Source organism: Micromonospora sp. WMMD1102 (assembly GCF_029626265.1).
Lineage (GTDB): Bacteria > Actinomycetota > Actinomycetes > Mycobacteriales > Micromonosporaceae > Plantactinospora.
Map to the genome: position 1 here is coordinate 3313155 of NZ_JARUBN010000001.1, position 25062 is coordinate 3338216.

Below are 25062 nucleotides of genomic sequence, written 5' to 3' on the forward strand. Positions count from 1 at the left end.
CCCGAAGCCACCCGGTCCCGGCCCGGAGCCACCCGACGGCGGTTCGAGACACCCGATCCCGGCCCGATCGCCGGTCAGGTAGCGCCGTGGTAGGCCAGTACGCCCCGGTTGATGGTCGCCATCGCCTGCCGCGCCGTGCCGCGCAGCTCCACCGACGCGCCCGTGGCGTCCGCGACCTGCCCGAGCAGGTCCACCACCTGCCGGGACCACCGGACGAAGTCGCCGGCCGGCATGTCGCCGTCCAGGTTGTGCCCGCTGGCCAGCACCTTCGCCAGCACCTCGCCCCGGGCCCACCGGTAGACCGGCCAGACGAAGCCGAGATCCGGCTCCCGGGTCACCTCCAGCCCCCGCGCCGCCTCGTCGGACTCCAGCTCGGCCCAGATCTTCAGGGTCTCGCCGACCGCGTCCGAGACCGGCCCCCGGGGCACCGAGGCCCGCTCGTCGGTGTCCCGGCGCGCCTCGTAGACCACCACCGAGACGGCGGCGGCCAGCTCGGCCGGGGAGAGGCCGTCCCAGACCCCGCGCCGCAGGCACTCCGCCACCAGCAGGTCCGCCTCGGTCCAGATCCGGCCGAGCATCCGCCCGGCGTCGGTCACCTCGCCGGTCTCCGAGAGGTAGCCACGGGCGGTGAGGATGCCGCAGACCCGGTCGAAGGTCCGGGTCAACGATCCGGTACGCCCGGAGACCCGCTGCCGCAGCTCGGCGGTGTCCCGCTCCAGGCGACGGCGGCGCTCCGCCCAGCGGGCGTGCTCCTCCCGATCGGGGCAGCCGTGGCAGGGATGCCGGCGCAGTTCGGCCCGGAGCTGGCTTAGCCGCTCGTCCTCGCCGGCACCACCCCGGGACCGGCCGCCGCGCCGGGCGTGCCGGTCCAGGCCGGTGCCGCTGACCGCCGCCGCCAGGTCCCGCCGGGCCGCCGGCGAGCGGTGGTTGAAGTGCTTCGGTACCCGGATCCGGGCCAGCACCTCGGCCGGGGTGGTGAAGTCGCCGGGGGTGATCCGGCCGGCCCAGCGGTCCTGGGTCAGCACCAGCGGGCGGGGCTCGCCGAAGCCGCCGACACCGGGATCGAGCACCACCGCCAGCCCGGCCCGGCGGCCGGACGGCACCCGGATCACGTCACCGACCCGCAGCCGCTCCAGCGCGGCCAGGGTGGCGGCCCGGCGCTGCGACTGCCCCTGCCGGGCCAGCGCCTGCTCGCGGTCGGCGATCGCCAGCCGCAGCCCGAAGTACTCGTCGAAGTCGCCGTGGTGGCAGCGCACCTCGGCGCCGTACGCCTCGATGGTCTCGACGTTGCGCTGCACCTGCCGGGCCAGCCCGACCACCGAGCGGTCCGCCTGGAACTGCGCGAACGACGACTCCAGCAGCTCCCGCGCGGGCGCCGCACCCACCGACCCGACCAGGTTCACCGCCATGTTGTACGACGGCCGGAAGCTCGACCGCAGCGGATAGGTACGCGTCGACGCGAGCCCCGCCACGTGCCGGGGATCGACCTCCGGCGACCAGACCACGACGGCGTGCCCCTCGACGTCGATCCCCCGCCGCCCGGCCCGGCCGGTGAGCTGGGTGTACTCCCCCGGCGTCAGGTCGACGTGCGCCTCGCCGTTGAACTTCACCAGCCGTTCCAGCACCACGCACCGGGCCGGCATGTTGATGCCCAGCGCCAGCGTCTCGGTGGCGAAGACCGCCTTCACCAGCCCGCGCACGAACAGCTCCTCCACCACCTCTTTGAACGCCGGCAGCATCCCGGCGTGGTGGGCGGCCAGCCCGCGCTCCAGTCCGTCGAGCCACTCCCAGTAGCCGAGTACGGCGAGGTCCTCGCCGGGCACGCTGGTGATCCGGCTCTCCACCACCCGGCGGATCTCGGCCCGCTCGTCCGGGCTGGTCAGCCGCAGCCCGGCGGCCAGGCACTGCTGCACGGCCGCGTCGCAGCCGGCCCGGCTGAAGATGAACAGGATCGCCGGCAGCAGCCCCTCCCGGTCCAGTCGCTCGACGATGTCGGCCCGCAGCGGCCCGCGCCAGCGCGGCCCCCGGGGACCGCCCCGTCCCCATCCCGGCCCGTGGGTACGCCCGTCGCCGAGTTCGAGCCGGCGCAGCATCTCCCGGGTGTAGCGGAGCAGTTCCGGGTGCACGTCGTGCTTGCGGGCCGCGTCGGCGTCGTGGAACAGGTCGAACATCCGGCGGTTGACGAGCATGTGCTGCCAGAGCGGCACCGGGCGGTGTTCGCTGACCACCACCTCGGTCTCGCCGCGCACCGTGATCAGCCAGTCGGCGAACTCCTCGGCGTTGGAGACGGTCGCGGAGAGCGAGACCAGGGTCACCGACTCCGGCAGGTGGATGATCACCTCTTCCCAGACCCCGCCCCGGAACCGGTCGGCGAGATAGTGCACCTCGTCCATCACCACGTACGCCAGCCCGGTCAGGCTGGACGAGCCCGCGTAGAGCATGTTGCGCAGCACCTCGGTGGTCATCACCACCACCGGCGCGTCGCCGTTGATCGCGTTGTCCCCGGTCAGCAGCCCCACCTGCGCTGAGCCGTACCGGTCCACCAGGTCGTGGTACTTCTGGTTCGACAGCGCCTTGATCGGTGTGGTGTAGAAGCACTTCCGGGTCGGTGCGTCCGGTTCCTCCCCGGCACGCAGCGCGAGGTGTACGGCGAACTCGCCGACGACCGTCTTGCCGGCGCCGGTCGGGGCGCAGACCAGGACCCCGCTGCCCCGCTCCAGCGCCTGGCACGCCTCCCGCTGGAAGTCGTCGAGATCGAACCCGAGTTGCTGGGCGAACTCGTCAAGCGCGGGGAACATGCTGGCCTGCGCGGCCCGGCGGCGCGCCGCGGCGTACCGCTCGGCGGGGCTCGACATGAATCCAAGATTAGTGCGTACCGGGAGGTCGCACGCCGGCAGGCCGTAGGACGGGCCCCCGGGAGCCGGTCGGTAGGGTGCACGACGTGCCGGATCATGCCGAACCGCCCAAGCCCCGTACGTCGAGCGGGACCGACGGTCCCGCCCCCGGAGCCCCGCCGCGCCGTCCGGTGGACGCGGTGCTCTTCGACTTCCACGGCACGCTGGCCCAGGTGGAGGAGCCGGTGGCCTGGGTGACGGCCGCCGCGGCGGCCTGCGGGACGACCCTCGACCGGGGCCGGGCCACCGTACTGGCCGACCGCCTGGTCACCGCCGGTCGGGCCGGCGGGCCACTGCCGAACCGGGTACCCCCGCACCTGGCCGAGGTGTGGGCGGAACGTGACCTCTACGGTCCCGCCCACCGGGCCGCCTTCGTGGGGCTGGCCGACACGGTCGACAGCGGCGTCAGCGGGCTCGCCGAGGCCCTCTACGACCGCCTCCTGGTGCCCGACGGCTGGCTCCCGTACGCCGACACCGCGGTGACCCTGCGCGCACTGCGTACCGCCGGGGTGCCGGTGGCGGTGGTCAGCAACATCGGATTCGACCTCCGGCCGCTCTTCCAGGCCTGGGAGCTGACGGAACTGGTGGACGCGTTCGTACTCTCCTACGAGGTCGGGCGCTGCAAGCCGGACCCGGCGATCTTCTACCGGGCCTGCGGCCTGCTCGGCGTCGACCCGGAGCGGACCCTGATGGTCGGCGACACCCCCGCCGACGCCGGAGCGGTACGCGCCGGTTGCGCGGTGCTGGTGCTTCCGGCCGCCGAGCCGGGACAGGTCAACGGGCTGACCGCGGCGGTGGACCTGGCGGTCACGAACGCCCGTTGACCGCTGGACGGGGCCGTGCCGCAGGGCCCGTTGTAGGCGGCCGGGTTGTGGCTGGCGGTGAACATCGCGCCGGGCGTGCCGCAGGGCCGTTCAGGTGCCGGACCCGGGCGGTGCGAGGCCGGACCGGGCGCCGGTCAACACCGACACCGGCCGACGGGGATCCGGCCGACGCGGGATCCGGCCACACCGAGGTCGGCCAAGAACGGGCTGGACCGACGGCGGTAGCACAGGCGGGGCAGCTCGACAGTCTCTCGCGCGGTTATCCCCCGGGCCAGCGGCACCCGCCGGCAGCGCCGCTGGCGAGGGGTCAGCGCAGCAGGCGTACGGCGCCGGGGACAGCGGTCACGGTCACCGGGAGCGGCAACGCGCGCTCGCCGTCGGCGTACCCGACGATGCCGTCGGCGACGAGTTCGACCGTCCGGACCCGCTGGGTGTGCACCATCGGATGGTCCAGGTGGGTGCCCCGGTAGACCCGGGGTTTGATCCGGGTCAGCGTCGCCCGGCCGATCCGGCCGGCGTAGACCACGTCGAGCAGCCCGTCGGTCGGGTCGGCCGTCGGGCAGATCCGCATCCCCCCGCCGTAGCTGGGGCAGTTGCCGACCGCCACCAGCACCCCGTCCAGTTCCCGGGTCACCCCGTCCAGCCGGAGCAGGTAGCGGCGGGGCCGCAGCCGGGCCAGCTCGACCAGGATGGCGAGGTCGTAGCGGCGCGGACCGCGAGGCCAGGACATCCGGTTGGCCCGCTCGTTCACCAGCGCGTCGAAGCCGGCCGCCAGCACCGCGCCGTACCACCGCCGGGTGCCGTCCGGGCCGGTCATCCGGGCCAGGTCGGCCGGGCGGGTCCGGCCGGCGGCGATCGCGGCGGCGATCACCTCGACCGCGCCGAGCGGGTCGGCCGGGTAACCGGTGCCGACGGCGAAGTCGTTGCCGGTGCCCGCCGGGACCGGGCCGAAGGCGACCTCGGTACCGGCGACCGCCTGGAGCGCCAGGTGGACGGTGCCGTCGCCACCGACCGTCAACAGGGCGGCGGCGCCCTCCGCGACCGCCGCCCGGCAGACTGCGGTCGCCTCCGCGACACTGCCGGCCTCGAGCAGCCGCACCGGCCGCCCCACCGTGCCGAGCCGGTCGAGTACGGCCGGCAGCAGCCCTCGGAAGCGGCCCCGCCCGGCGGTCGGGTTGGCCAGTACCGCGAGGTGGCCGTCGCCCAGCCGGCCGGCGGCAGGGCAGGAAGGCTGATCGTCGGCGGTCACGGCGAGCACCGTACCGCCTGCCTCGCCGCCGGGCGACAGCGCAGGTCGGCTCAGGTCATGTCGTCGAAGCGCCGGTCGATCGGTCGCGGCGCGGCGACCGGGTCCGGTGCGGCCAGCGGGGTCACGGCCTCGACCCGTTCGCCGGCGATGACCGGTTCCGAGGCCAGGTCGAGCGGGGAGACCTCGTCGTCGTCCAGCCCGGCGTAGATCTCCTTGCCGCGTCCCCGGCGCCGGTCGTTGAGCATCGCCACCCCGACCGCCGCGAAGTAGAGCGCACAGAGACAGATGGCCAGCGCGGTCATCCCGAACGGGTCCGGGGTGGGCGTGACGATCGCCGCGAACAGGAAGAAGACGAAGACGGCGATCCGCCACCAGCCGAGCATCTTCCGGCCGCTGACCAGCCCCACGAAGTTGAGCATCAGGACGATGAGCGGGAACTCGAACGCCACCCCGAACATCAGGATCATGTTCGTGACAAAACCGATGTAGCGGGTGACCTCGAGCGTGGTGTTGATGTCGTCGCCGCTGAGCTCGATCAGGAACTCGAGACCCTTCGACACGACGAAGAACGCCAACACCGCGCCGGCAGCGAAGAGCGGCGCCGCCAGTGAGGTGAAGACGTAGGCGTATCGACGCTCGTGCCGGTGTAGCCCGGGGGCGATGAATGCCCAGAGTTGATAGAGCCAGACGGGCGCGGCGAGAATCAGCCCGAGCCATAGCGCGATCTTGAGATCGAGCAGGAAGACGTCAGGGACGCCCAGCTGGACGAAGTTGCACTCACCTTCGGCGGTCTTTGAACCCGGAAGCTCGCAGTAGGGCTCGGAAAGGAGCCGGCGGACCGGCCGGGCCAGCCAGATGCCGAGCCCGAAGCCGACCACGATGCCCAGGGATGCCTTGAACAGCCGGTTACGCAGCTCACGGATGTGCTCGATGAGCGTCATCGAGCCGTCGGCGGCTCGCTCGAAGTTGCTCGGGCCGCGCCGGCGCAGCAGGGCGAAGGCCACGGGTGGCTGCCCCGGTCAGTTGTCGCGGACGCGCTGCACCGGGTCGTTGACCGGGGCCGCGGGCGGCTGGTAACCGGGCTGGTGCACGCTGGTCGGCTGGACCGGGTCACCGGGCAGTGGCTGCCGTCCTGCCTGCGCGTCGGCCTTCTCGGCCAGGTCCTTGTCGTCTTCGGAGAGGCTCTTCGTCTCCGCCTTGATGATCCGCAGCGAGCGGCCGAGTGACCGGGCCGCGTCCGGAAGCCGCTTCGCGCCGAACAGCAGGACCAGCACAGCCACGAGGACGAAGATGTGCCACGGCTTGAGGGCGCCCATGGAAGCTCCAGTTCGATGTTTGTCCAGCAAAGGGTGTGTCCTGGCCCATCGTACGTCCGTCGGGGAGGAGTGCCACCCGCCAGGCTGGTGGCTTTCCGGCCGGCGGGTGAAGTCTTGACCAATGCCGGTCATCCGTCAACCGCGTGATCGACAGCCCTGAGCAGGGATCGACGGGCGGCTCCGCGGGCATCTGCCGGGGCCGGACTACTCCTCGGCGCCGCGCTTGGCGCGGATCAGTACGACCCGCTCCTGGATCGTCTCCACCTGCTGCTGCATGGTCTCGGCCCGCTCCTGCACGGCCAGCGCGACCCGCTGGAGATCCTCAACCTGGTCCTGCCGCTTTTGCAGGCGCAACGCGGCCCGTTGCAGTCGGGGCAGCCGGGTCAGCACCCGGCGGACCGCCAAGCCCAGCACCACGAGCCCGACCACGACGGCCGCGAGCACGATCCACTTCACCACGGCGGCCAGCCTAGTGGCTTCCGGCGGTGGCCGCCGGACTGGCGCCGGGGACCGGTGCGCCGACCTGCTCCGGGGCAGCCGCTCGCGGTGCGCCGGCCGACGGCAGCGTCGCGTATGCGTCGAGCGCGGCGGCGGCCCGCTCCCGTACCTGTTCGGCGAGTTCCATCGGGGCGACCACCGTGACGTCCGGCCCGAGCCCGAGCACCAGCCGACGGGCCCAGTCGAGGTCGGTGACCCGGAGCGAGACCAGCCACTCCCGGCCGGCCCCGTCGGCGTCGGCACTGCCCGGATCGGGCTCGACCCGCTCGCACGGGTAGTACTCGGTGATCCACCGGCTGGACCGGCCGACCCGCAGGGTCACCAGCGGCAGGTCCCCGTCGGGCCGGAAGATGCCCGCGCTCACGTCGTGCAGCCGGGCCTGCGGCGGCGGCGCGGCCGGTTCGTCCAGCTCGTCGAGCGCGTCGATCCGGTCGGCCCGGAACAGCCGCATCGACTCCGCCCGCCGGCACCACGCCTCCAGGTAGGCCAGCCCGCCGACCATCAGCACCCGGATCGGGTCGACGGTGCGTTCGGTCGTCTCGTCCCGGGTCGCGGCGTAGTAGGTGATCCGCAGTGCCCGGCCCCGCTGCACCGCGCCGTGCAGCGCGGCCACCCGGTCGCTGTCCCCGGGCATCCGGACCGCGACCGGCGCGTCGGCGAGTTCACCGGCGGCATTCTCGATCTTGGCGAGGGCGCGTTCGATCGCGTCCCGGTTGGCCATCCCGGGCGTCTCGGCCAGCATCCGCAGCGCCACCACCAGGGCCAGCGCCTCGTCCGGGGTGAGCCGCAGCGGGCGGTCGATCCCCGCGTCGTACGTGATGGTGACCCGGTCGCCGTCGAAGGCCATGTCGATCAGGTCACCGGGCCCGTACCCGGGCAGACCGCAAACCCAGAGCAGTTCCAGGTCCTCCCGGAGCTGCCGCTCGGTCACCCCGAGGTCGGCCGCCGCCTCGGACATCTCGATCCCCGGCCGGGCCAGCAGGTACGGCACCAGGTTCAGCAGTCGGGCCAGTCGGTCGGCCGAGGTCCGCGCCGCAGCGCCGGACCGTTGCGCCGGACGAGTCACGCCGGCTCCCCCCTCTGGTCAGTTCCCCCCGGGCCCCTACCCCGGTCCGCTCCGGGTCACCCCGACGACCTGGCGGTCGCCAGCTCGTCGTGCCGGGCGGTGATCTCCTTGAGCCGCTGGATCACGGCGTCCCGAATCTCCGGCGGTTCGAGCACCCGGACATCGGGACCGTAGCCGACGAGCCTACCGGCGAGCGACTCGGCGTCGGCGTACGGCAGCACGAGGCGGTCTCCGTCAGGTCCGCTCGTCACCTCCCGGGCCCACCGGCGCAGTCCGGCCGCCCGGCCCGGTGCGACGAGCACGGTGGCCCGGCCGGAGCGTTCCACCGGACCGGACCACTTCGCGACGTGGCTGATCAGGTCGACCCCGACCGGCGGCGCGAAGGCGCCGGGCCGGCCGGTCAGCTTCACCGCACCGCCGACGATCCGGGAGAGCCGGAAGCAGCGGGGTGCGTCCCGGTCCAGGTCGTGACCGACGACATACCACCGGGCCCGCCAGCAGACCACGCCCCAGGGTTGCAGGCGGCGGCTGGTGGGCGCGTCCCCGTCGGGTACCCGGTAGTCGAAGCCGACCGTGCGCCGCTCCCGGGCCGCGACGGTCAGCGGCCCGAACGCCGGGTCGACGGTGACCACCGGCTCCACCCCGAGGGTGGCCTGCGGGTCGACGTCGACTCCGGCGGCCCGCAGCTTGGCCAGCCCGGACGAGGCCGCCGCGGCGAGCCCGGCGTGCCGCCAGAGCCGGGCGGCGATTCCCACCGCGGCCGCTTCGTCGGGCTCCAGCGGGATGTCCGGCAGCGCGTACTCCCGGTGCGCGATCCGGTAGCCCGGCTCCGCGTCGAAGGCGCTGGCCGTACCGGTCTCCAGCGGTACGCCCAGCTCGCGCAGCTCGGCCTTGTCCCGCTCGAACTTGCGCTGGAAGGCCTCGTGGTCCCGGGGATCGTCCGGATCGTGCTCGTAGCCGGGCACGGTCGCGGCGATCTGGGCGGCGGTCAGGAACCGCCGGGTGGAGAGCAGACAGATCACCAGGTTGACCAGGCGTTCGGTACGGGTCCGCGACACGACACAGACGCTAGCAGTGTCGGATCACGAACCGGGTACCCGCGCGGCACCGTGCCCCGGTTCGACCCGGAGCCGAGATCGAGGCCGACGCCGAGGAGGTCGAGCGCCGGCTGGTCGCCCGCTTCCCGCAGATCCGGTACGTCTTTCTCGACCCGACCCGGAGCGGCCGGCCGTAGCCGGTTACCCTGCCGGCCATGGTGCGATGGCGGTCCGGCACGGTCACGGCGGTCCGGCGGCGCTGGCACGGTGCCGTCGAACTCGACGTCCGGCAGGCCGACGGCGCGCCGGCACGCGCGCTGGCGTACCCGGCACTGGTCGGCGACCCCGAGCCGGGCGACCGGGTGCTGCTGAACGTCGGCGCGCTGCTGATGGGACTCGGCACCGGCGGGTACGCCCTGGTGGTGGCGCTGCCGGACCGGCTGCCGGCGGACCCGTCCGAGACGGTCGACAGCCGGGACGCCGGGCACCTGGTCAAGGCCCGCTACACGCCGCTGCAACCGATCCTGCTCGGCGTCGACGAGGAGGCGTCCCCGCACCGGGCCGCGCTCGTCGACGCCGACGACCTCGGCGGGCTGCCGGTGGTCACCGCCGACCTGCACTCCGCGCTGCCGGCGATCGTGGCCGGGATCCGGGCCGACGCGCCGGACGCCCGGATCGGCTACCTGATGACCGACGGCGGTGCCCTGCCGGCCTGGTTCTCCCGCACCATCGACGGGCTGCGCGGGCAGCTCGCCGGGACGGTCACCGTGGGGCAGGCGTTCGGCGGCGACCTGGAGGCGACAAACCTGCACAGCGGGCTGCTCGCCGCCCGGCACGTGCTCCGGGCCGACGTGGCGATCGTCGCGCAGGGACCGGGAAACCTGGGCACCGGTACCCGGTGGGGCTTCTCCGGGGTCGCCGTCGGCGAGGCGGTCAACGCGGTCGCCGCGCTCGGCGGCCGTCCGGTCGGCTCGCTGCGGATCTCCGGCGCCGACCCTCGGGACCGGCACCGGGGGCTGTCGCACCACAGCCTGACCGCTTACGGCAGGGTGGCGCTGGCCGCCGCCGACCTGGTCCTCCCGGCCGAGTTGCCGGCGAAGCTGGCCGCGCTCGTCGAACCGGCGCTGGCCCGGCTGGTCGGGCGGCACCGGCTCGTCCGGGTGCCGGTGCACGGGCTCGACGAGGCGCTGCGGGCCAGTCCGGTCCGATTGTCGACGATGGGCCGGGCGCTGGCCGAGGAGCACGCCTACTTCCTGGCCGCGGCCGCCGCCGGCCGGTACGCCGCCGGGCTGCGCTGAACCCGCCCGTCGCGCCCCGCCGCCCCGGCCCCGCCCGCGCCCGACCTGCCGAATCCTGTCCGGCCGGCGGTCAGCTCAGGAAAACCAGCGCCAGCCAGCCGGCCACGACCAGGACGAGCGCGAGCGTGAGCACCCAGGTGGGCACGGTGTACTCGCCCCGCCGGTTGCGCTCGATCTCCTCCCGGATCTTCGCCCGCCGCCGCTCGTACCGGTTCTGCCGGATCGACTCGGGGCGGCGGTGCTCGTCGTCGTGGTGGCGACCCTCTGGATGCGTCATAGCGGCGCCTAGCCTAACCGCCCGGCCTCACATGCTGGCGATCAGCCGCTCGACCCGCTCGTCGTACGCCCGGAACGGGTCCTTGCAGAGCACCGTGCGCTGGGCCTGGTCGTTCAGCTTCAGGTGTACCCAGTCGACGGTGAAGTCCCGGCGCTTCTCCTGGGCGTGCCGGATGAACTCGCCGCGCAGCCGGGCCCGGGTGGTCTGCGGCGGGGTTTCCTTCGCCTCGAAGATCTCCGGGTCGGTGGCGATCCGGTCCACCTGCTTGCGCCGCTCCAGCAGCCCGTAGAGGCCGCGTCCCCGGCGCAGGTCGTGGTAGGCGAGATCCATCTGGGCGATCCTCGGGTGCGACAGCGGCAGGTCGTTCTTGCGCTGGTAGCGCTCGATGAGCTGGAGCTTGGTCACCCAGTCGATCTCCCGGGAGACCGGGTCCAGGTTGCCGCTCTCGACCGCGCTCAGCACCCTGCCCCAGAGTTCGACCACCCGCTTGGCGGTCTGGTCCCCGCCCCGCCGCTCGACGAACTCGGTCGCCTTCGCCAGGTATTCCTGCTGGATCTCCAGCGCGCTTATCTCCTTGTTGGAGGCGAGCCGGACCTTGCGCCGGCCGGTGACGTCGTGCGACACCTCCCGGATCGCCCGGATCGGGTTCTCCAGCGACAGGTCGCGCATCACCACCCCGGCCTCGATCATGCGCAGCACGATGTCCGCGCTGCCGACCTTGAGCAGGGTGGTGACCTCGTTCATGTTGGAGTCGCCGACGATGACGTGCAGTCGCCGGTAGCGCTCGGCGTCGGCGTGCGGCTCGTCCCGGGTGTTGATGATCGGCCGGCTCCGGGTGGTCGCCGAGGAGACGCCCTCCCAGATGTGCTCGGCCCGCTGGGAGAGGCAGTAGACGGCGCCACGCGGGGTCTGCAGCACCTTGCCGGCACCGCAGATGAGCTGCCGGGTGACCAGGAACGGGATCAGTACGTCGGCCAGCCGGCCGAACTCCCCGTGCCGGGAGACCAGGTAGTTCTCGTGGCAGCCGTACGAGTTGCCGGCCGAGTCGGTGTTGTTCTTGAACAGGTAGATCTCGCCCGCGATGCCCTCGTCGTGCAGCCGCTTCTCGGCGTCGACCAGCAGACCCTCCAGGATCCGCTCGCCGGCCCGGTCGTGCGCGACCAGGTCGGCGACGGAGTCGCACTCGGGGGTGGCGTACTCGGGGTGGGATCCGACGTCGAGGTAGAGCCGGGCACCGTTGCGCAGGAACACGTTGCTCGAGCGCCCCCAGGAGACCACCCGGCGGAAGAGGTAACGGGCGACCTCGTCCGGGGACAGCCGCCGTTGGCCGCGGTAGGTGCAGGTGACACCGTACTCGGTTTCAAGGCCGAAGATTCGCCGCTCCATGCTTGGAGATTAGTCGCCCGGAGCCCGGGTTGGTCAGTGTCGGGGCCCGGCGATGTCCGCGGAACCGCCACGAACCCGCCGCCGGCCGGTCAGCGGCCGGGATCGTCGAGGATGCCGTAGAGGTACTCGCCGTAGCCGCTGCGGCACAGCGGGCGGGCCAGGTCGCGGAGCTGGTCGTCGGAGATGAGGCCGCTGCGCCAGGCCACCTCCTCGATGCAGCCCACCTTGAGGCCCTGCCGCTCCTCCACCACCCGGACGAACTCGCCGGCCTGCACCAGCGAGTTGAAGGTGCCGGTGTCCAGCCAGGCGGTCCCCCGGTCCAGGGCGGTGACCTGGAGCCGGCCCGCCGCCAGGTAGGTCTGGTTCACCGCGGTGATCTCCAACTCGCCCCGGTCGCTCGGCTTCAGCCCCTTGGCGATCTCCACCACGTCGTTGGCGTAGAAGTAGAGGCCGGGGACGGCGTACCGGGATTTGGGTTTCTCCGGCTTCTCCTCGATCGAGAGTGCCCGCCCGTCCGGGTCGAACTCGACGATTCCGTAGCCCTCGCAGTTCGCCACCGGATAGGCGAAGATCCGGCCGCCGTCCGGGTTGCCGTTGCGGGCCAGGCTCCGCCCCAGCCCGGTGCCGTAGAAGATGTTGTCGCCGAGGATCAGCGCGACCGGGGCACCGGCCAGAAACTCCTCGCCGAGCAGGAACGCCTGGGCGATTCCGTCCGGGGACGGCTGCACGGCGAATTCCAGCCGGAGGCCCCACTGTGAGCCGTCCCGCAGCAGTTGCCGGAACTGCGCCTGGTCGCCCGGAGTGGTGATGATGAGGATTTCCCGTATTCCCGCCATGACCAACGTGGAGAGCGGGTAATAGATCATCGGTTTGTCGAAAATGGGCATTAGTTGTTTCGAGACCGCCTGGGTGATCGGCCACAGCCGCGAACCGGTGCCGCCGGCCAGCAGGATTCCGCGCATTCGCGCAGGTTACCGGGGGCGGCCGGGTCTTGTAGTCAATTCACTGACACTCGCCGTCGCGGGCGTGCCGGGCGAGCGGCGCGTAGACTTCCCGATTCATGAGGATTCTCGTGACCGGTGGAGCCGGATTCATCGGTTCTGAATACGTGCGCATGCTGCTGACCGGCACCGGTCCCCGCCTCGCGCCGAGCGCGGTCACCGTGCTCGACAAGCTCACCTACTCCGGAAACCTCGCCAATCTCGATCCGGTACGCACCGATCCCCGGCTGCGGGTGGTGGTCGGGGATATCTGCGACCCGGCCGTCGTCGACGAGGTGACCCCGGGGCACGACGTGGTCGTGCACTTCGCGGCCGAGTCGCACGTCGACCGTTCCATCCACCGGGCGGCGCCGTTCGTCACCACGAACGTGCTCGGCACGCAGACCCTGCTGGAGTCGGCACTGCGACACCGTACCGGCCGGTTCGTGCACGTCTCCACCGACGAGGTCTACGGCTCGATCGAGCAGGGCTCCTGGACCGAGACGACGCCGCTGGCGCCGAACTCGCCGTACTCGGCCGCCAAGGCCGGCTCCGACCTGCTGGCGTTGGCCTACCACCGCACCTACGGGATGGACGTGGTGCTGACCCGCTGCTCGAACAACTACGGGCCGTACCAGTTCCCGGAGAAGATGGTCCCGCTCTTCGTCACCAACCTGCTCGACGGCGGCACGGTGCCGCTCTACGGCGACGGCGGCAACGTCCGGGACTGGCTGCACGTGCACGACCACTGTGTCGGGGTCGCCCTGGTGCAGGACAAGGGGCGGCCGGGCGAGGTCTACCACATCGGCGGCGGCACCGAGCTGACCAACCGGGAGCTGACCGGCCGGCTGCTCGCCGCCTGCGGCACCAGCTGGGACCGGGTCCGGCCGGTCGCCGACCGGATGGGCCACGACCGCCGCTACTCGCTCGACATCACGAAGATCAGCGAAGAACTCGGGTACGCCCCCAGCGTCGACCTCGACCGCGGACTCGCCGAGACCGTCGCCTGGTACCGGGAAAACCGGCACTGGTGGGCGCCGCTGAAGGCGCGGATCAACGACACGGAGATCGGCCGGTGAACGGCGCGCGTCGCCGTCGGCGAGCGGACCGGGGGGCTTGGCGGTGTCGTGCGGGGTCCGGGAAGGGCTGCCCCGGGCCGGCGGTGCCGTGACCGGTCGGTGCGGTGCCGAGCCGCCGGCCTGGCTGGTTACCGGGGCCGGCGGGATGCTCGGCCGGGACCTGGTGGCGGTGCTTTCCGCCCGGCATCCGGGCCGGGTCACCGCCGCGCCCCGGGCGCAGGTCGACCTGACCGACCCGGCCGCGGTCCGGTCGGCGGTGACCGGGCACCAGATCGTGGTCAACGCGGCCGGCTGGACCGATGTGGACGGGGCGGAGCGGCACGAGGCGGCGGCCACCGAGGTCAACGGCGCCGGGACGGCGAACCTGGCGGCGGCCTGCGCCGAGACCGGCGCCCGGCTGCTGCACGTCTCCACCGACTACGTCTTCGCCGGGGACGCCGACCGGCCCTACCCGGAGGACGCACCGACCGCACCGGTGAACGCCTACGGGCGCAGCAAGCTGGCCGGCGAACTCGCCGTGGCCCGGCTACTGCCCCGGACGGGCTACCTGGTACGCACCGCGTGGCTGTACGGCGCACACGGCCCCAACTTCGTCAGCACCATGCTCCGGCTCGCGGCCGAACGTCCGCACCTCGACGTGGTCGACGACCAGCTCGGCCAGCCCACCTGGTCGTACGCGCTCGCGGAGCGGCTCGCCGACCTCGGCGCCGCCGCACTCCGCAACGCCGCCCCGGCCGGGGTCTACCACGGCACGGCGAGCGGCCGGACGAGCTGGTACGGCCTGGCCCGCGAGGTCTTCGCCCGGACCGGGCTGGACCCGGAACGGATCCGCCGCACCGGCAGTGACCGGTTCCCCCGGCCCGCTCGGCGCCCCGGCTACAGCGTGCTCGGGCACGACGGCTGGTCCCGGGCCGGGCTGGCTCCGATGGCACACTGGCGGACGATGCTCGCCGAGGCGCTGCGCCCGGACGGCACCCTGGCCGACGCCCGCCGGTCGGCCGCACCGGCCCAGCAGCCGCCACCGGAGCAGACCGCTGACGACGAGCGGGTCCGGACGTCGTCGCGGTGACCCGACGGCGGCGGCCGGCAGCCCCGGTCGGCGGCAGCACGACATCGGGACCGCACCGGGCAGGCAGGGGTACGGCGGCCACGGACCGGCCGGGTGCCACCCCGGGGCGTCGGAGGTACTACTCCGACTTCTCGTCGCCGGTGGGCTTGCTGCGGCCGGACCTGCCACCGCCGGCCGGCTTCGCCTTGCCCTCCAGGTCCGCGGAGCCGGCGGACTCGGCCGGCTTGTCCGGGCCCGGCGCCGGGGCCTTCGGCTCGGCCGGCGGCCCCTCGCCGCCGTCCGCCTCCGCCGGTGCGCCGTTGAGCAGCGAGGCGAGCGCGGCGCCGGTGATCCGCCGGAAGGTACGCCCGACCCGCCGCCGGTCCAGGATCGCCACCTCGAGCTGGCTGGCGGCGATGGTCCGGGGCGCCCCGCCCTCGCCACCGACGCTGCCGAGCGCCCGGACCGCGAGCCGGACCGCCGCGTCCAGCGACATGTCCGGCTGGTGCTGCTCGCGCAGTGCCCCGGTGACCGCCTCGGCCTGCCCGCCCATCGCCATCCGGCCGGGCTCGTCGTTCACCGAACCGTCGTAGGTGATCCGGTAGAGCTCGTCCGCCTCCGGCGTGCTGCCCACCTCGGCGACGCAGATCTCGACCTCGAAGGGCTTGGACTGCTCGGTGAAGATCGCCCCGAGAGTCTGGGCGTACGCGTTCGCCAGCGCCCGGCCGGTGACGTCGCGCCGGTCGAAGCTGAGCCCGATCGCGTCCGCCATCCGGACCCCGGCGCGCCGCAGGTTCTCGAACTCGTTGTACCGGCCGACGGCGGCGAAGGCGACCCGGTCGTAGATCTCGCTGACCTTGTGCAGGGCGCTGGAGAGGTTCTCCGCCACGAAGAGCACCCCGCCGGAGTAGCTGAGCGTCACGGCGCTCCGGCCGCGCGCGATGCCCTTGCGGGCCAGCTCCGAACGGTCGCGCATGATCTGCTCGGGTGAGGCGTAGAACTGCATGGCCACGGCGGCGGTTCTCCTGTCCGGTTCTGCTGCGACGGCGGGTTGCGGGTGCTGCGGGGCGGCTCAGCCGCCCGGGTTCTCCATCCGGGCGGCGACCACCGCTTCGGCGACCTCGGCCGCCTCGGCGTCGGAGAGCCGGTTGGTGCCCTCGGCGGTGGCCGTCATCACCACCGGATAGATCCGGCGGCTCAGGTCGGGGCCACCGGTGGCGCTGTCGTCGTCGGCGGCGTCGTAGAGTGCGTCGACGGCGATCCGGATCGCGTCGGGGGTGCTCAGCCCCGGACGGTACCGCTTCTTCAGGGCCGCCTTGGCGAAGAGCGAGCCGGAGCCGATGCCGTCGTAGCCGGTCTCCTCGTAGGGTCCGCCGGCCACGTCGAAGCTGAAGATCCGGCCGGCCTTGTCCGGGTCGCTGGCGGCAAGGTCGAAGCCGGCGAAGAGCGGGATCACCGCGAGTCCCTGCATCGCGGCACCGAGGTTGCCCCGGATCATCGCGGCCAGCCGGTTGGCCTTGCCGTCGAGGGAGAGCATCGCTCCCTCGATCTTCTCGTAGTGCTCCAGCTCCACCTGGAAGAGCCGCACCATCTCCAGGGCGATGCCGGCGGTGCCGGCGAAACCGACGAGCGAGTACTCGTCGGCCGGGTGCACCTTGCGGATGTCCCGACTGGAGATCATGTTGCCCATCGTGCCGCGCCGGTCACCGGCCATCACCACCCCGTCGACAGTGGTCAGCGCGACGATGGTGGTGGCGTGCGGGACGAGGTCGCCGGCAGAGCCGGGCGGCAGTGGCCGGCGACCGGGCAGCAGGTCGGGGGCCGCCGTGCTCAGGAACTGGGTGAACGAGGACGTGCCCACGTTCAGGAACACGTCGGGTAGACGCCCGGTTGGATCAAAAGCCGCTGCCACGTGCTCCCTCTCAGCTGTCTCGTCACGTCGCCCGGATCCCCCGCGTCAGCGCGGAAACCGGGCGAGGCCACCGTTGCGGTTGAAGCAGAGTATCCCCCGGATCTCCCCGGTGCGATGATCGTCGCCACCGTGTTACGCGAGCGCTGACGAGCCGGCCGAGATGGCCGGCTCGGACCCGCGCGAACACGCCCGGGGGTACGGCTACTGTCCGCCCTTCTGGACGTAGCCCCGGACGAACTCCTCGGCGTTCTCCTCGAGCACCGAGTCGATCTCGTCCAGCAGGTCGTCGACGTCCTCGGTGATCTCCGCGTGCCGCTCGGCGACCTCCGGGTTCGCCTCGGTCGCGACCTCGTCGACCTCCTCGTCCCGGCGTGCCTTGCCGGACTGCGACTGACCGCCGGTGTCACGGGTAGCCATGTCTGCTGCCTCCTCCACGATCGCCTGGGGAAAACTTACCTCGGACGGACGACGAATCCGCCGGCACCACCGCTGTCGGCGGCACCCGGCCCGGCGTCAGCCGCCGGTGATCGTCTCCAACAGGTCCTTGGCGCTCGCGCACCGGTCGAACAACGCCCCGACGTGCTTGCGGGTGCCCCGCTCGGGCTCCATCATCGGAACCCGCACCAGGGACTCCCGGCCGACGTCGAAGATGACCGAGTCCCAGCTCGCCGCCACCACCTCGGAGGCGTACTGGGCGAGGCAGCGGCCCCGGAAGTAGGCCCGGGTGTCCTCCGGCGGCTCGGTCATCGCCGAGCGGGTCGACTCCTCGGGCAGCAGGGTCGCCATCGAACCCCGGCTGACCAGCCGGTGGTAGAGGCCCTTCTCCGGGCGTACGTCGGAGTACTGGAGGTCGACCAGTTGCAGCTTGTGCGAGGCCCAGCCGAGCTTCTCCCGCTCCCGGTAGCCCTCCAGCAGCCGCAGCTTGGCCACCCAGTCCAGCTCGCCGGCACAGAGCATCGGGTCCCGGCCGAGCCGGTCGAGTACGCCCTCCCAGCGGTCGAGCACGTCGGCGGTGTCGGGGTCGACGTCGTCGCCGTACCGGTCGTCCACAAAGGAACGGACCCGCTCGAAGTACGCCCACTGGAGGTCGAGTGCGGTCAGCCGGCGTCCGTCGCGCAGCCGGATCCGGTGCGACAGCGACGGGTCGTGGCTGACCGCCTTCAGCTCGCCCACCGGGTCGGCGATGGCCAGGTCGGGGCTGAGCGCCTTCTCCTCGATCATGGTGAGCACCAGGGCTGTGGTGCCGACCTTGAGATAGGTGGAGATCTCCGACAGGTTGGCGTCGCCGATGATGACGTGCAGCCGGCGGTACTTGTCGGCGTCCGCGTGCGGCTCGTCCCGGGTGTTGATGATCGGCCGCTTCAGCGTCGTCTCCAGCCCCACCTCGACCTCGAAGAAGTCGGCCCGCTGGGAGATCTGGAACCCGGGCTGCGAGCCGTCCTGCCCGATGCCGACCCGGCCGGCGCCGCAGACGATCTGCCGGGTCACGAAGAACGGCGTGAGGTACGCCACGATGTCGGCGAACGGGGTCTGCCGGCGCATCAGGTAGTTCTCGTGCGCGCCGTAGCTGGCACCCTTGTTGTCGGTGTTGTTCTTGTAGAGGTGGATCGGGTGGGTGCCCGGGATGGTGGCGGCCCGCCGGGACGCCTCGGCCATCACCCGCTCGCCGGCCTTGTCCCAGCGGACCAGGTCCAGCGGGTTGGTCACCTCGGGGGTCGAGTACTCCGGGTGGGCGTGGTCGACGTAGAGCCGGGCGCCGTTCGTCAGTATCACGTTGGCCAGCCCGAGGTCCTCGTCGGCCAGCGCCTCCGCCGGGTCGTAGGCGGCACCGGAGTAGGTGAAGCCGCGGGCGTCCCGCAGCGGGGACTCCTCCTCGTAGTCCCAGCGCGCCCGACCGCCCCGGGCCAGCTCGGGCCGGGCGCCGTAGGCGTTCACCACCTGCGAGGAGGTCACCATCGGGTTGGCTCCGGCCTGGCCGGGCACGGAGATGCCGTACTCCACTTCGGTGCCCATGATCCGCCGTACGCTCATGCCGGCACTCCGCTGCGCTCCGTGCCGACATGAGGCACACCCACCCTGAGCCTGCCGATTCGCTCGCTACGCTCACTCATGCCGGCACTCCGCTGCGCTCCGTGCCGACATGAGGCACACCCACCCTGAGCCTGCCGATTCGCTCGCTACGCTCACTCATGCCGCCGCCTCGCTCCGCTTGCCCATGTCGTTGAGCCTAGTCCGGGTCGCCGCCGGATTGTTCGCCCGGTGTGTCGACACGGCCACGGTACGCCTTCGACCCCCGTTCGCCCCGTTCGATACCCGCCGGCTCCGGCTCGGCCGGACAATCCCGGACAGCACTGTGGGCGCCGCGTTCGCGGCGCCCACAGGTGTCATCGGTGCGCTACAGGTACTGGCCGGTGTTGCTGGCGGTCTCGATGGACCGGCCGGCCTCCGCGCCCTTGCCGCCGGAGACGAGGGTACGGATGTAGACGATCCGCTCCCCCTTCTTGCCGGAGATCCGGGCCCAGTCGTCGGGGTTCGTGGTGTTGGGCAGATCCTCGTTCTCCCGGAACTCGTCGACGCAGGCGTCGAGCAGGTGCTGCAACCGCAGACCCTTGCGGCCGGAGGAGAGGAACTCCTTGATCGCCATCTTCTTGCCCCGGTCGACGATGTTCTGGATCATCGCGCCGGAGTTGAAGTCCTTGAAGTAGAGGACTTCCTTGTCCCCGTTGGCGTAGGTGACCTCGAGGAAGCGGTTCTCCTCGGTCTCCGAGTACATCCGCAGCACGACCGCCTCGATCATGGCGGCGACCGTGGTCTGCGGGTCGTTGCCGTGCTCGGTCAGGTCGTCGGAGTGCAGCGGCAGCCCGGTGAGGATGTACTTCGAGAAGATGTCCTTGGCCGCCTCGGCGTCCGGACGCTCGATCTTGATCTTCACGTCGAGCCGGCCGGGGCGGAGGATCGCCGGGTCGATCATGTCCTCCCGGTTGGAGGCGCCGATCACGATCACGTTCTCCAGGCCCTCGACACCGTCGATCTCGCTGAGCAGCTGCGGGACGATGGTGTTCTCGACGTCCGAGGAGACGCCCGAGCCACGGGTCCGGAAGACCGAGTCCATCTCGTCGAAGAAAACGATCACCGGCGTGCCCTCGCCGGCCTTCTCCCGCGCCCGCTGGAAGATCAGCCGGATGTGCCGCTCGGTCTCGCCGACGTACTTGTTGAGCAGCTCCGGGCCCTTGATGTTGAGGAAGAAGCTGGTGTGCTTCTCCTCGCCCCGGCGTTCGGCGATCTTCTTGGCCAGCGAGTTCGCCACCGCCTTGGCGATGAGCGTCTTGCCGCAGCCGGGGGGACCGTAGAGCAGGATGCCCTTCGGCGGCCGGAGCTGGTGCTCCCGGAACAGGTCGGCGTGCAGGAACGGCAACTCGACCGCGTCCCGGATCTGCTCGATCTGGGCCTGCAGGCCGCCGATGTCGCCGTAGTCGACGTCCGGCACCTCCTCCAGGACCAGCTCCTCGACCTCGCTCTTCGGAATCCGCTCGTAGGCGTACGCCGAGCGGGGCTCGATCATGAGCGAGTCACCGGCCCGCAGGGGCGCACCGATGAGTGTCTCCGCCAGGTGGACGATCCGCTCCTCGTCGGCGTGCGAGATCACCAGCGCCCGGTCGCCGGCACCCCCGGAGGGGCTGTCCAGCACCTCCTTGAGCATGACGACCTCGCCGACCCGCTCGTAGCCGAACGCGTCGACGATGTTCAACGCGTCGTTGAGCAGGACCTCCTGGCCACGCCGCAGCTCTGCCACGTCGAGCGAGGGTGACACCGCCACCCGGAGCTTGCGGCCACCGGTGAAGACGTCGACCGTACCGTCGTCGTGTCGGGCCAGGAAGACACCATAACCGCTGGGCGGTTGCGCCAGCCGGTCAATCTCCTCCTTGAGCGTGACGATCTGGGCGCGTGCCTCCTTGAGGGTGTTCACGAGCCGCTCGTTGTTCTCCGTGAGTCGAGCCAACTGCGCCTGTGTCGCCGCCAGCCGTTCCTCAAGCTGCCGGACGTGTCGAGGGCTTTCGGTCAACTTGCGCCGCACCAGAGCGAGTTCCTCTTGAAGAAACGCGACCTGGGTGGAGAGATCGTGGGCCTCCTTCTCCCACCGTGCGGCGCGCGAGTCCGCGTCGTCGCTGCGTGCCACGTCCCACCTCCCCGGGGGCTTGAACGTTCTGCCCTAACACTAACCGCTATGACGCTGATTCGGTTCCACGCAACACCCTCGTCGCTGAAGCTTGATCACTTCGTCGACCTTCGGTCCCCCCGCCGCCGCTCCCCGTGGGTAGCGTCGCGCCGGGCCGCCGGGGCTGCCCCGGCCGGTCCCGCACAACCGGGTCGACCACCTCGGGGAAACCGCTGACCAGCAGTTTCACCAACCCGCCCGACATCCGCCGGACCGTTGCGGGCGCTGTCACCGCCATCGCAGCCGGCCGTGCACCGGGACACTTCCGTCGCCTGCCGCGACCCGGACGCCGGGGCGCCGGCGTGGAAGTTCCGACCAGCCGGACCCCTTCGGGTACGCCGGGGGCGAGGTCGGACGGTCCGTACCGACGGGCACACCAGGGCACCGACCGGCGGCAGTGGGACATTTCTCACCGCATCCGGAGTTCAGCCCGAGGGGGCCGACGACCGGCCAACCCTGCGCCACGCCGGCAAGATCCCGGCGGGACATGGGAAGCCGTCATGCGTGCCGGGGCGGTCGCCGGCGTCGTGCCGGCCACCGACGCCACCGAGCTGAGCCGTCGTGCCGGCCACCGCCCCGTACCCGGGTGTCACGAGCGGCGGCGCAGAATCGCGCGTGCCGGCAGGGTGACCGCGAACAGGGCCAGGCTGGCGGCGGCGACGGCGAAGGATCCGTACGCCAGCGGGGACACGTACGGCGCTTCGCCGGTCGTCCCGCTCATCATCGGGATCAGCGTGGCCGCGGCGATGGCGGAGCCGAGGATGATGCCCGAGAGGGAGACGAGCAGGCTCTCCCAGTGGAGCATCGCGAGGACCCGACGCCGGGTGGAGCCGACCAGGCGCAGCGTGCCCAGCTCCCGGCGGCGATCGAAACGGTCATCACCAGGGTGTTGACGGCGGCGATGGCGGCGAAGCCGCCGAGAACCGCGGCCATGGTGTTGTTGGTCCAGGCGCCCAGCTTCGCGTCGAGGTTCTGTTCCGTGGCGTAGCCGGAGGCGTCGGTGACCTCACCCAGGGTGCCGAGTGAGTCCGCCGAGCCGCCCCGGACCAGTAGCGTGCTGTCGAAGCTCGAGGTGACGTGCCCGGCCATCGACGCCCGGTCCGTGGTCACCGTGGCCAGGCCGAGACCACGACCGTAGACCGCGACGATCTCGGGGCTGGTCTCGGTGCCGTCGGGAAGGTAGAGCGGGAGCCGGTCCCCGACGCCGACATCCGCCGAGGTCGCCAGGGTCCTGTCGATGGCGATACGGTCCTCGCCGAGCTGGTCGAGACTGCCTTCGCGGACGTCCAGGTCCTGCACCTTCGCGAGTTCGGCGCCGGAGCCGGTGACGCCCTGGACCGCCGCGCCCTGCAGCGACTTGAACTCGCCGGAGCCGACCGGCACCAGCAACTGCGTGTTCAGCAGGCCGACGGCCGCTTCCACGCCCGGCGCGCGGACGGCGACCGCGGCTGCGTCCACCGGGAGCCCGGCCGGGTCCGTGACCACGTGGTCCGCCGTGATGCCCGCGCGCAGCTGCTCGTCGGCGGCGTGGTTCTCGCTCGTGTGCATGAAGACCAGGGTCGAGGAGAAGGCCATGGCGAGCACGATCGGGGTGATCGCCGAGGCGAGGCGGCGGGCGTTGGTGCGGGAGTTGGCGGCTGCCAGTCCGGCGGCCGGGCCCGCGCCCCGCATCGGTAGGCCGAAGATGCCCACGAGCAGCCGCGCCACCAGCGGGCCGAGCAGCGCGACGGAGAACATGAACAGCAGGACGACGCCGAGAGCGGCGCCGGCCGCGTCGTTTCCGGCGGAGCGCGCCGAGACGCCGGTGAGCACCATGCCGCCGACGAGGGCGCCGATGCCGAGGACGGTACGTATCCCGCCCGGGCGCAGGCGTTCCATCGACGCCTCGCTGAGCGCCCGTCCCGGCTTGGTCCTCGCCGGTCTACGGCCGGCTGTCCAGCCGGCGCCGAGGGCAGTGACCAGCCCGACCGCGACCGCGGCGAGCAGTGGCAGCGCCGAGATGTGCAGTTGCACCGCCTCCGGGACCGCGCCGCGCTCCTGCAGCTGCCCGAACCACCAGTACGCGAGCCCGAGGCCGGGCAGCACGCCGGCGATCCCGGCGAGCGGCGCGATCAGCAGTGCCTCGGCGGCGACACCCCGGCGGATCTGCCGTGGGGTGGCCCCGACGGCGCGCAGCAGCGCGAACTCCCTGGCCCGCTGGGACACCGACAGGGTCACCGTCGCGGCGGCGGTGAAGATCGCGACGATGGTGGCGATGCCACCGAAGGAGCCGCCGATGCCGAAGAGCGTCTCCTTGGCGTAGGCGAGGCCGGGGTCCTCGACGGCGCCGCGGTCGTCGCCGACGTACACCTGGACTCCGGAGCCGGCCAGGGCCTCGGTTACCGAGTCGGCGAGCGCGGCGGCATCGGCGCCCGGCTTCGCCAGCACCGCGATGGCGTCGGCCCTGCCGGGATGCCCGGCGAGCGCGGCGGCCTGGGAGTCGGCGAACCAGGCGGAAGAAGCGGCAGTGTTCCGGGCGAGGTCCGCGTCTCCGGCCTCGGCGACGCCGGAGACGCGGAAGTCCTGCCGCCCGGCAGCGGTTTCCAGCGCGACGGTGTCGCCGACGGCGGCCGCCGCGGCCTGAGCCGTGCCCGCGTCGAGGACGACCTCACCGTCGCGGGGCGCGGAGCCGGCAGCCAGCGCGGTGCCGGTGAAGGCGTGGGAGCCCCACCCGTGCCCACTGAGCACGCCGCCGGGCACCGGGAGTCCAGCGGCGCGTACCGGAAAGGTGAAGTCCGCGACGGCCGTGGCCGCACCCGGCGCCGTGGCTGCCTTCGCCGTGAGCCCGGTGTCCACCCGAGCCGTGTCCGGCAGCGGCACCGCCTCCCTCTCCAGGTCCTCACCGCTGCCGGTGACGACGTACTCGTACTGGTCCGCGGCCACGACGACCGGCGCGTTCGCGTACCGTTCCGGCGGCACCGAGGCGCGCAGGCCGGTCTCGAGCAGGATGCCGCAGGCCGCGACGATCAGTGCGGACATCAGCAGGGCGAGGAAGGTTCCCGCGAACGACGCGGGCTTGAACCGGATGGCCGCCCGGGCGAGTCCGTTGGGACGCATCATGCCGCCGCACCCGCCGTCGCAGCCGTGCGGAAGGTACCGGAGGTGAGCACGGTCATCCGTGCCGCGATCTGTGCCGCCGAAGCGTGCTCGAGGTGGCCGGCGAAGGCGCCGTCCGCCAGGAACAGCACGCCGTCCGCCCACGCCGCGGCCACCGGATCGTGGGTGACCATCACGACGGTGGCGCCGAGGTCGTCGACCGCCTGCCGGAGCAGCCCGAGCACCTCGGTCGCGGTGCCGGTGTCGAGGGCACCGGTGGGCTCGTCCGCGAAGATGACATCCGGGCTGGTGACCAGCGCACGGGCGATCGCCACCCGCTGCTGCCACCTGGGCGTCCGGAACCTCCGCGCGTACGGCGGGCAGCGCGCGCACCAGCACGTCGAGGTTCTTCTCCTTGTCCAGCCGACCGACGTACGTGATGGTCGGCCCGGTCGGAACGCCGTAGCGCAGGCGGAAGCCGGCGGCCGGCGTGCCCACCCGGAAGCGGGAGAGGTCCATCCCGCAGGAGATCGGCAGCACCGGCCCGGCGACACCGGAGCGCTCGGCCAGCGCCGCCGCGTACGGCGTCGGCGCGGTCACCACGCCCGCGCGGGACAGCACCCGGGCGGCGTCGGCCCATGCCCGGTCGTGCAGCCGTTCGCCCCAGGGCAGGTAGTGCGTCAGGTTCTCGGGCATGAAGTGGTTGGTGGCCACGACCGGGATGCCGAGGTCCGTGGCGGCCCGGACGAGCGCGCGGCCGACGAGAAAGTGGCTCTGCACGTGCACCACGTCCGGCCGGACGGACTCCAGCAGCCGCCGGACCCGCGTGTTCAGGCCGGCCGGGCTGGCGAACCGGAAACCTCTGCGCCGCAGCACCGGCAGCGACGACAGATGGTGCTCGACCACA

The 25062-nt window shown here is 72.4% G+C and carries 21 protein-coding genes and 1 pseudogene; 4 read left to right on the plus strand and 18 right to left on the minus strand.

Annotation, left to right across the window (positions count from 1 at the left end; translation table 11 throughout):
- Positions 1 to 74: 74 nt before the first annotated feature.
- Complete coding sequence (locus O7626_RS14775; RefSeq protein WP_278061738.1) at positions 75 to 2855, minus strand: DEAD/DEAH box helicase; 2781 nt, start codon at positions 2853 to 2855, stop codon at positions 75 to 77.
- A gap of 170 nt (positions 2856 to 3025) precedes the next feature.
- Here O7626_RS14775 and O7626_RS14780 point away from each other — a divergent pair, with 170 nt between their 5' ends.
- Positions 3026 to 3718: an HAD-IA family hydrolase gene (locus O7626_RS14780; protein ID WP_278066165.1), complete on the plus strand. Its 693-nt coding sequence runs from the start codon at positions 3026 to 3028 to the stop codon at positions 3716 to 3718.
- A gap of 307 nt (positions 3719 to 4025) precedes the next feature.
- Here the strand turns inward: O7626_RS14780 and O7626_RS14785 are convergent, their stop codons facing one another.
- The 6 genes from O7626_RS14785 to O7626_RS14810 form a co-directional block, all read right to left on the minus strand.
- Positions 4026 to 4967, minus strand: a complete 942-nt coding sequence (locus tag O7626_RS14785; RefSeq protein ID WP_278061739.1) for a diacylglycerol kinase family protein — start codon at positions 4965 to 4967, stop codon at positions 4026 to 4028.
- Positions 4968 to 5017: 50 nt separating this feature from the next.
- Positions 5018 to 5971 (minus strand): twin-arginine translocase subunit TatC, encoded by a 954-nt coding sequence (gene tatC, locus O7626_RS14790; protein WP_278061740.1) that lies wholly within the window; start codon positions 5969 to 5971, stop codon positions 5018 to 5020.
- Between the two features lie 15 nt (positions 5972 to 5986).
- On the minus strand, positions 5987 to 6283 hold the full coding sequence (tatA, locus tag O7626_RS14795; protein ID WP_278061741.1) for a Sec-independent protein translocase subunit TatA: 297 nt from the start codon (positions 6281 to 6283) through the stop codon (positions 5987 to 5989).
- A gap of 204 nt (positions 6284 to 6487) precedes the next feature.
- Positions 6488 to 6742, minus strand: a complete 255-nt coding sequence (locus O7626_RS14800) for a hypothetical protein (protein ID WP_278061742.1) — start codon at positions 6740 to 6742, stop codon at positions 6488 to 6490.
- Between the two features lie 10 nt (positions 6743 to 6752).
- Positions 6753 to 7847 carry a YafY family protein gene (locus O7626_RS14805; protein ID WP_278061743.1) on the minus strand — a complete coding sequence of 365 codons (1095 nt, stop codon included), beginning with the start codon at positions 7845 to 7847 and terminating at the stop codon, positions 6753 to 6755.
- 56 nt (positions 7848 to 7903) lie between these two features.
- Complete coding sequence (locus O7626_RS14810) at positions 7904 to 8905, minus strand: WYL domain-containing protein (protein WP_278061744.1); 1002 nt, start codon at positions 8903 to 8905, stop codon at positions 7904 to 7906.
- 194 nt (positions 8906 to 9099) lie between these two features.
- Between O7626_RS14810 and O7626_RS14815 the strand changes: the two genes are divergently transcribed.
- The gene (locus O7626_RS14815) at positions 9100 to 10182 is read left to right on the plus strand and encodes a DUF3866 family protein (protein WP_278061745.1); all 1083 of its coding nucleotides are present in this window, start codon (positions 9100 to 9102) and stop codon (positions 10180 to 10182) included.
- A 70-nt stretch (positions 10183 to 10252) separates the two neighbouring features.
- On the opposite strand, the gene O7626_RS14820 is transcribed toward O7626_RS14815, so the two are convergent.
- The 3 genes from O7626_RS14820 to rfbA all read right to left on the minus strand — a co-directional run bounded on the left by O7626_RS14820 (position 10253) and on the right by rfbA (position 12807).
- A complete protein-coding gene (locus tag O7626_RS14820; RefSeq protein ID WP_278061746.1) occupies positions 10253 to 10459 on the minus strand; it encodes a hypothetical protein in 207 nt (68 codons plus the stop codon).
- 27 nt (positions 10460 to 10486) lie between these two features.
- Positions 10487 to 11845 (minus strand): Pup--protein ligase, encoded by a 1359-nt coding sequence (pafA, locus tag O7626_RS14825; RefSeq protein ID WP_278061747.1) that lies wholly within the window; start codon positions 11843 to 11845, stop codon positions 10487 to 10489.
- Positions 11846 to 11934: 89 nt separating this feature from the next.
- Positions 11935 to 12807: a glucose-1-phosphate thymidylyltransferase RfbA gene (rfbA, locus tag O7626_RS14830; protein WP_278061748.1), complete on the minus strand. Its 873-nt coding sequence runs from the start codon at positions 12805 to 12807 to the stop codon at positions 11935 to 11937.
- Positions 12808 to 12905: 98 nt separating this feature from the next.
- On the opposite strand from rfbA, the gene rfbB reads away from it, so the two are divergent.
- Together rfbB and rfbD are read left to right on the plus strand one after the other, a co-directional pair.
- Positions 12906 to 13904, plus strand: a complete 999-nt coding sequence (gene rfbB, locus O7626_RS14835; RefSeq protein WP_278061749.1) for a dTDP-glucose 4,6-dehydratase — start codon at positions 12906 to 12908, stop codon at positions 13902 to 13904.
- 88 nt (positions 13905 to 13992) lie between these two features.
- Positions 13993 to 14973: a dTDP-4-dehydrorhamnose reductase gene (gene rfbD / locus O7626_RS14840; protein ID WP_278066166.1), complete on the plus strand. Its 981-nt coding sequence runs from the start codon at positions 13993 to 13995 to the stop codon at positions 14971 to 14973.
- A 118-nt stretch (positions 14974 to 15091) separates the two neighbouring features.
- On the opposite strand, the gene prcA is transcribed toward rfbD, so the two are convergent.
- The 8 genes and pseudogenes from prcA to O7626_RS14880 form a co-directional block, all read right to left on the minus strand.
- Positions 15092 to 15964, minus strand: a complete 873-nt coding sequence (prcA, locus tag O7626_RS14845) for a proteasome subunit alpha (protein WP_278061750.1) — start codon at positions 15962 to 15964, stop codon at positions 15092 to 15094.
- A 60-nt stretch (positions 15965 to 16024) separates the two neighbouring features.
- The gene (prcB, locus tag O7626_RS14850) at positions 16025 to 16864 is read right to left on the minus strand and encodes a proteasome subunit beta (protein WP_278061751.1); all 840 of its coding nucleotides are present in this window, start codon (positions 16862 to 16864) and stop codon (positions 16025 to 16027) included.
- A 201-nt stretch (positions 16865 to 17065) separates the two neighbouring features.
- The gene (locus O7626_RS14855; protein WP_101366062.1) at positions 17066 to 17281 is read right to left on the minus strand and encodes a ubiquitin-like protein Pup; all 216 of its coding nucleotides are present in this window, start codon (positions 17279 to 17281) and stop codon (positions 17066 to 17068) included.
- 96 nt (positions 17282 to 17377) lie between these two features.
- Positions 17378 to 18895, minus strand: coding sequence for a depupylase/deamidase Dop (gene dop / locus O7626_RS14860; protein ID WP_347404787.1), 1518 nt, complete (start codon positions 18893 to 18895; stop codon positions 17378 to 17380).
- A gap of 364 nt (positions 18896 to 19259) precedes the next feature.
- Positions 19260 to 21041: a proteasome ATPase gene (gene arc, locus O7626_RS14865; RefSeq protein WP_278061752.1), complete on the minus strand. Its 1782-nt coding sequence runs from the start codon at positions 21039 to 21041 to the stop codon at positions 19260 to 19262.
- Positions 21042 to 21669: 628 nt separating this feature from the next.
- Complete coding sequence (locus O7626_RS14870) at positions 21670 to 21924, minus strand: FtsX-like permease family protein (protein ID WP_347404859.1); 255 nt, start codon at positions 21922 to 21924, stop codon at positions 21670 to 21672.
- Positions 21810 to 24179 (minus strand): ABC transporter permease, encoded by a 2370-nt coding sequence (locus tag O7626_RS14875; protein WP_278061754.1) that lies wholly within the window; start codon positions 24177 to 24179, stop codon positions 21810 to 21812. Before O7626_RS14875 ends, O7626_RS14870 begins: the two co-directional genes overlap by 115 nt.
- Positions 24176 to 24499, minus strand: a pseudogene (locus O7626_RS14880) (ATP-binding cassette domain-containing protein); the annotation flags it as partial. The gene O7626_RS14875 and the pseudogene O7626_RS14880, both read right to left, overlap by 4 nt.
- Positions 24500 to 25062 lie beyond the last annotated feature (563 nt).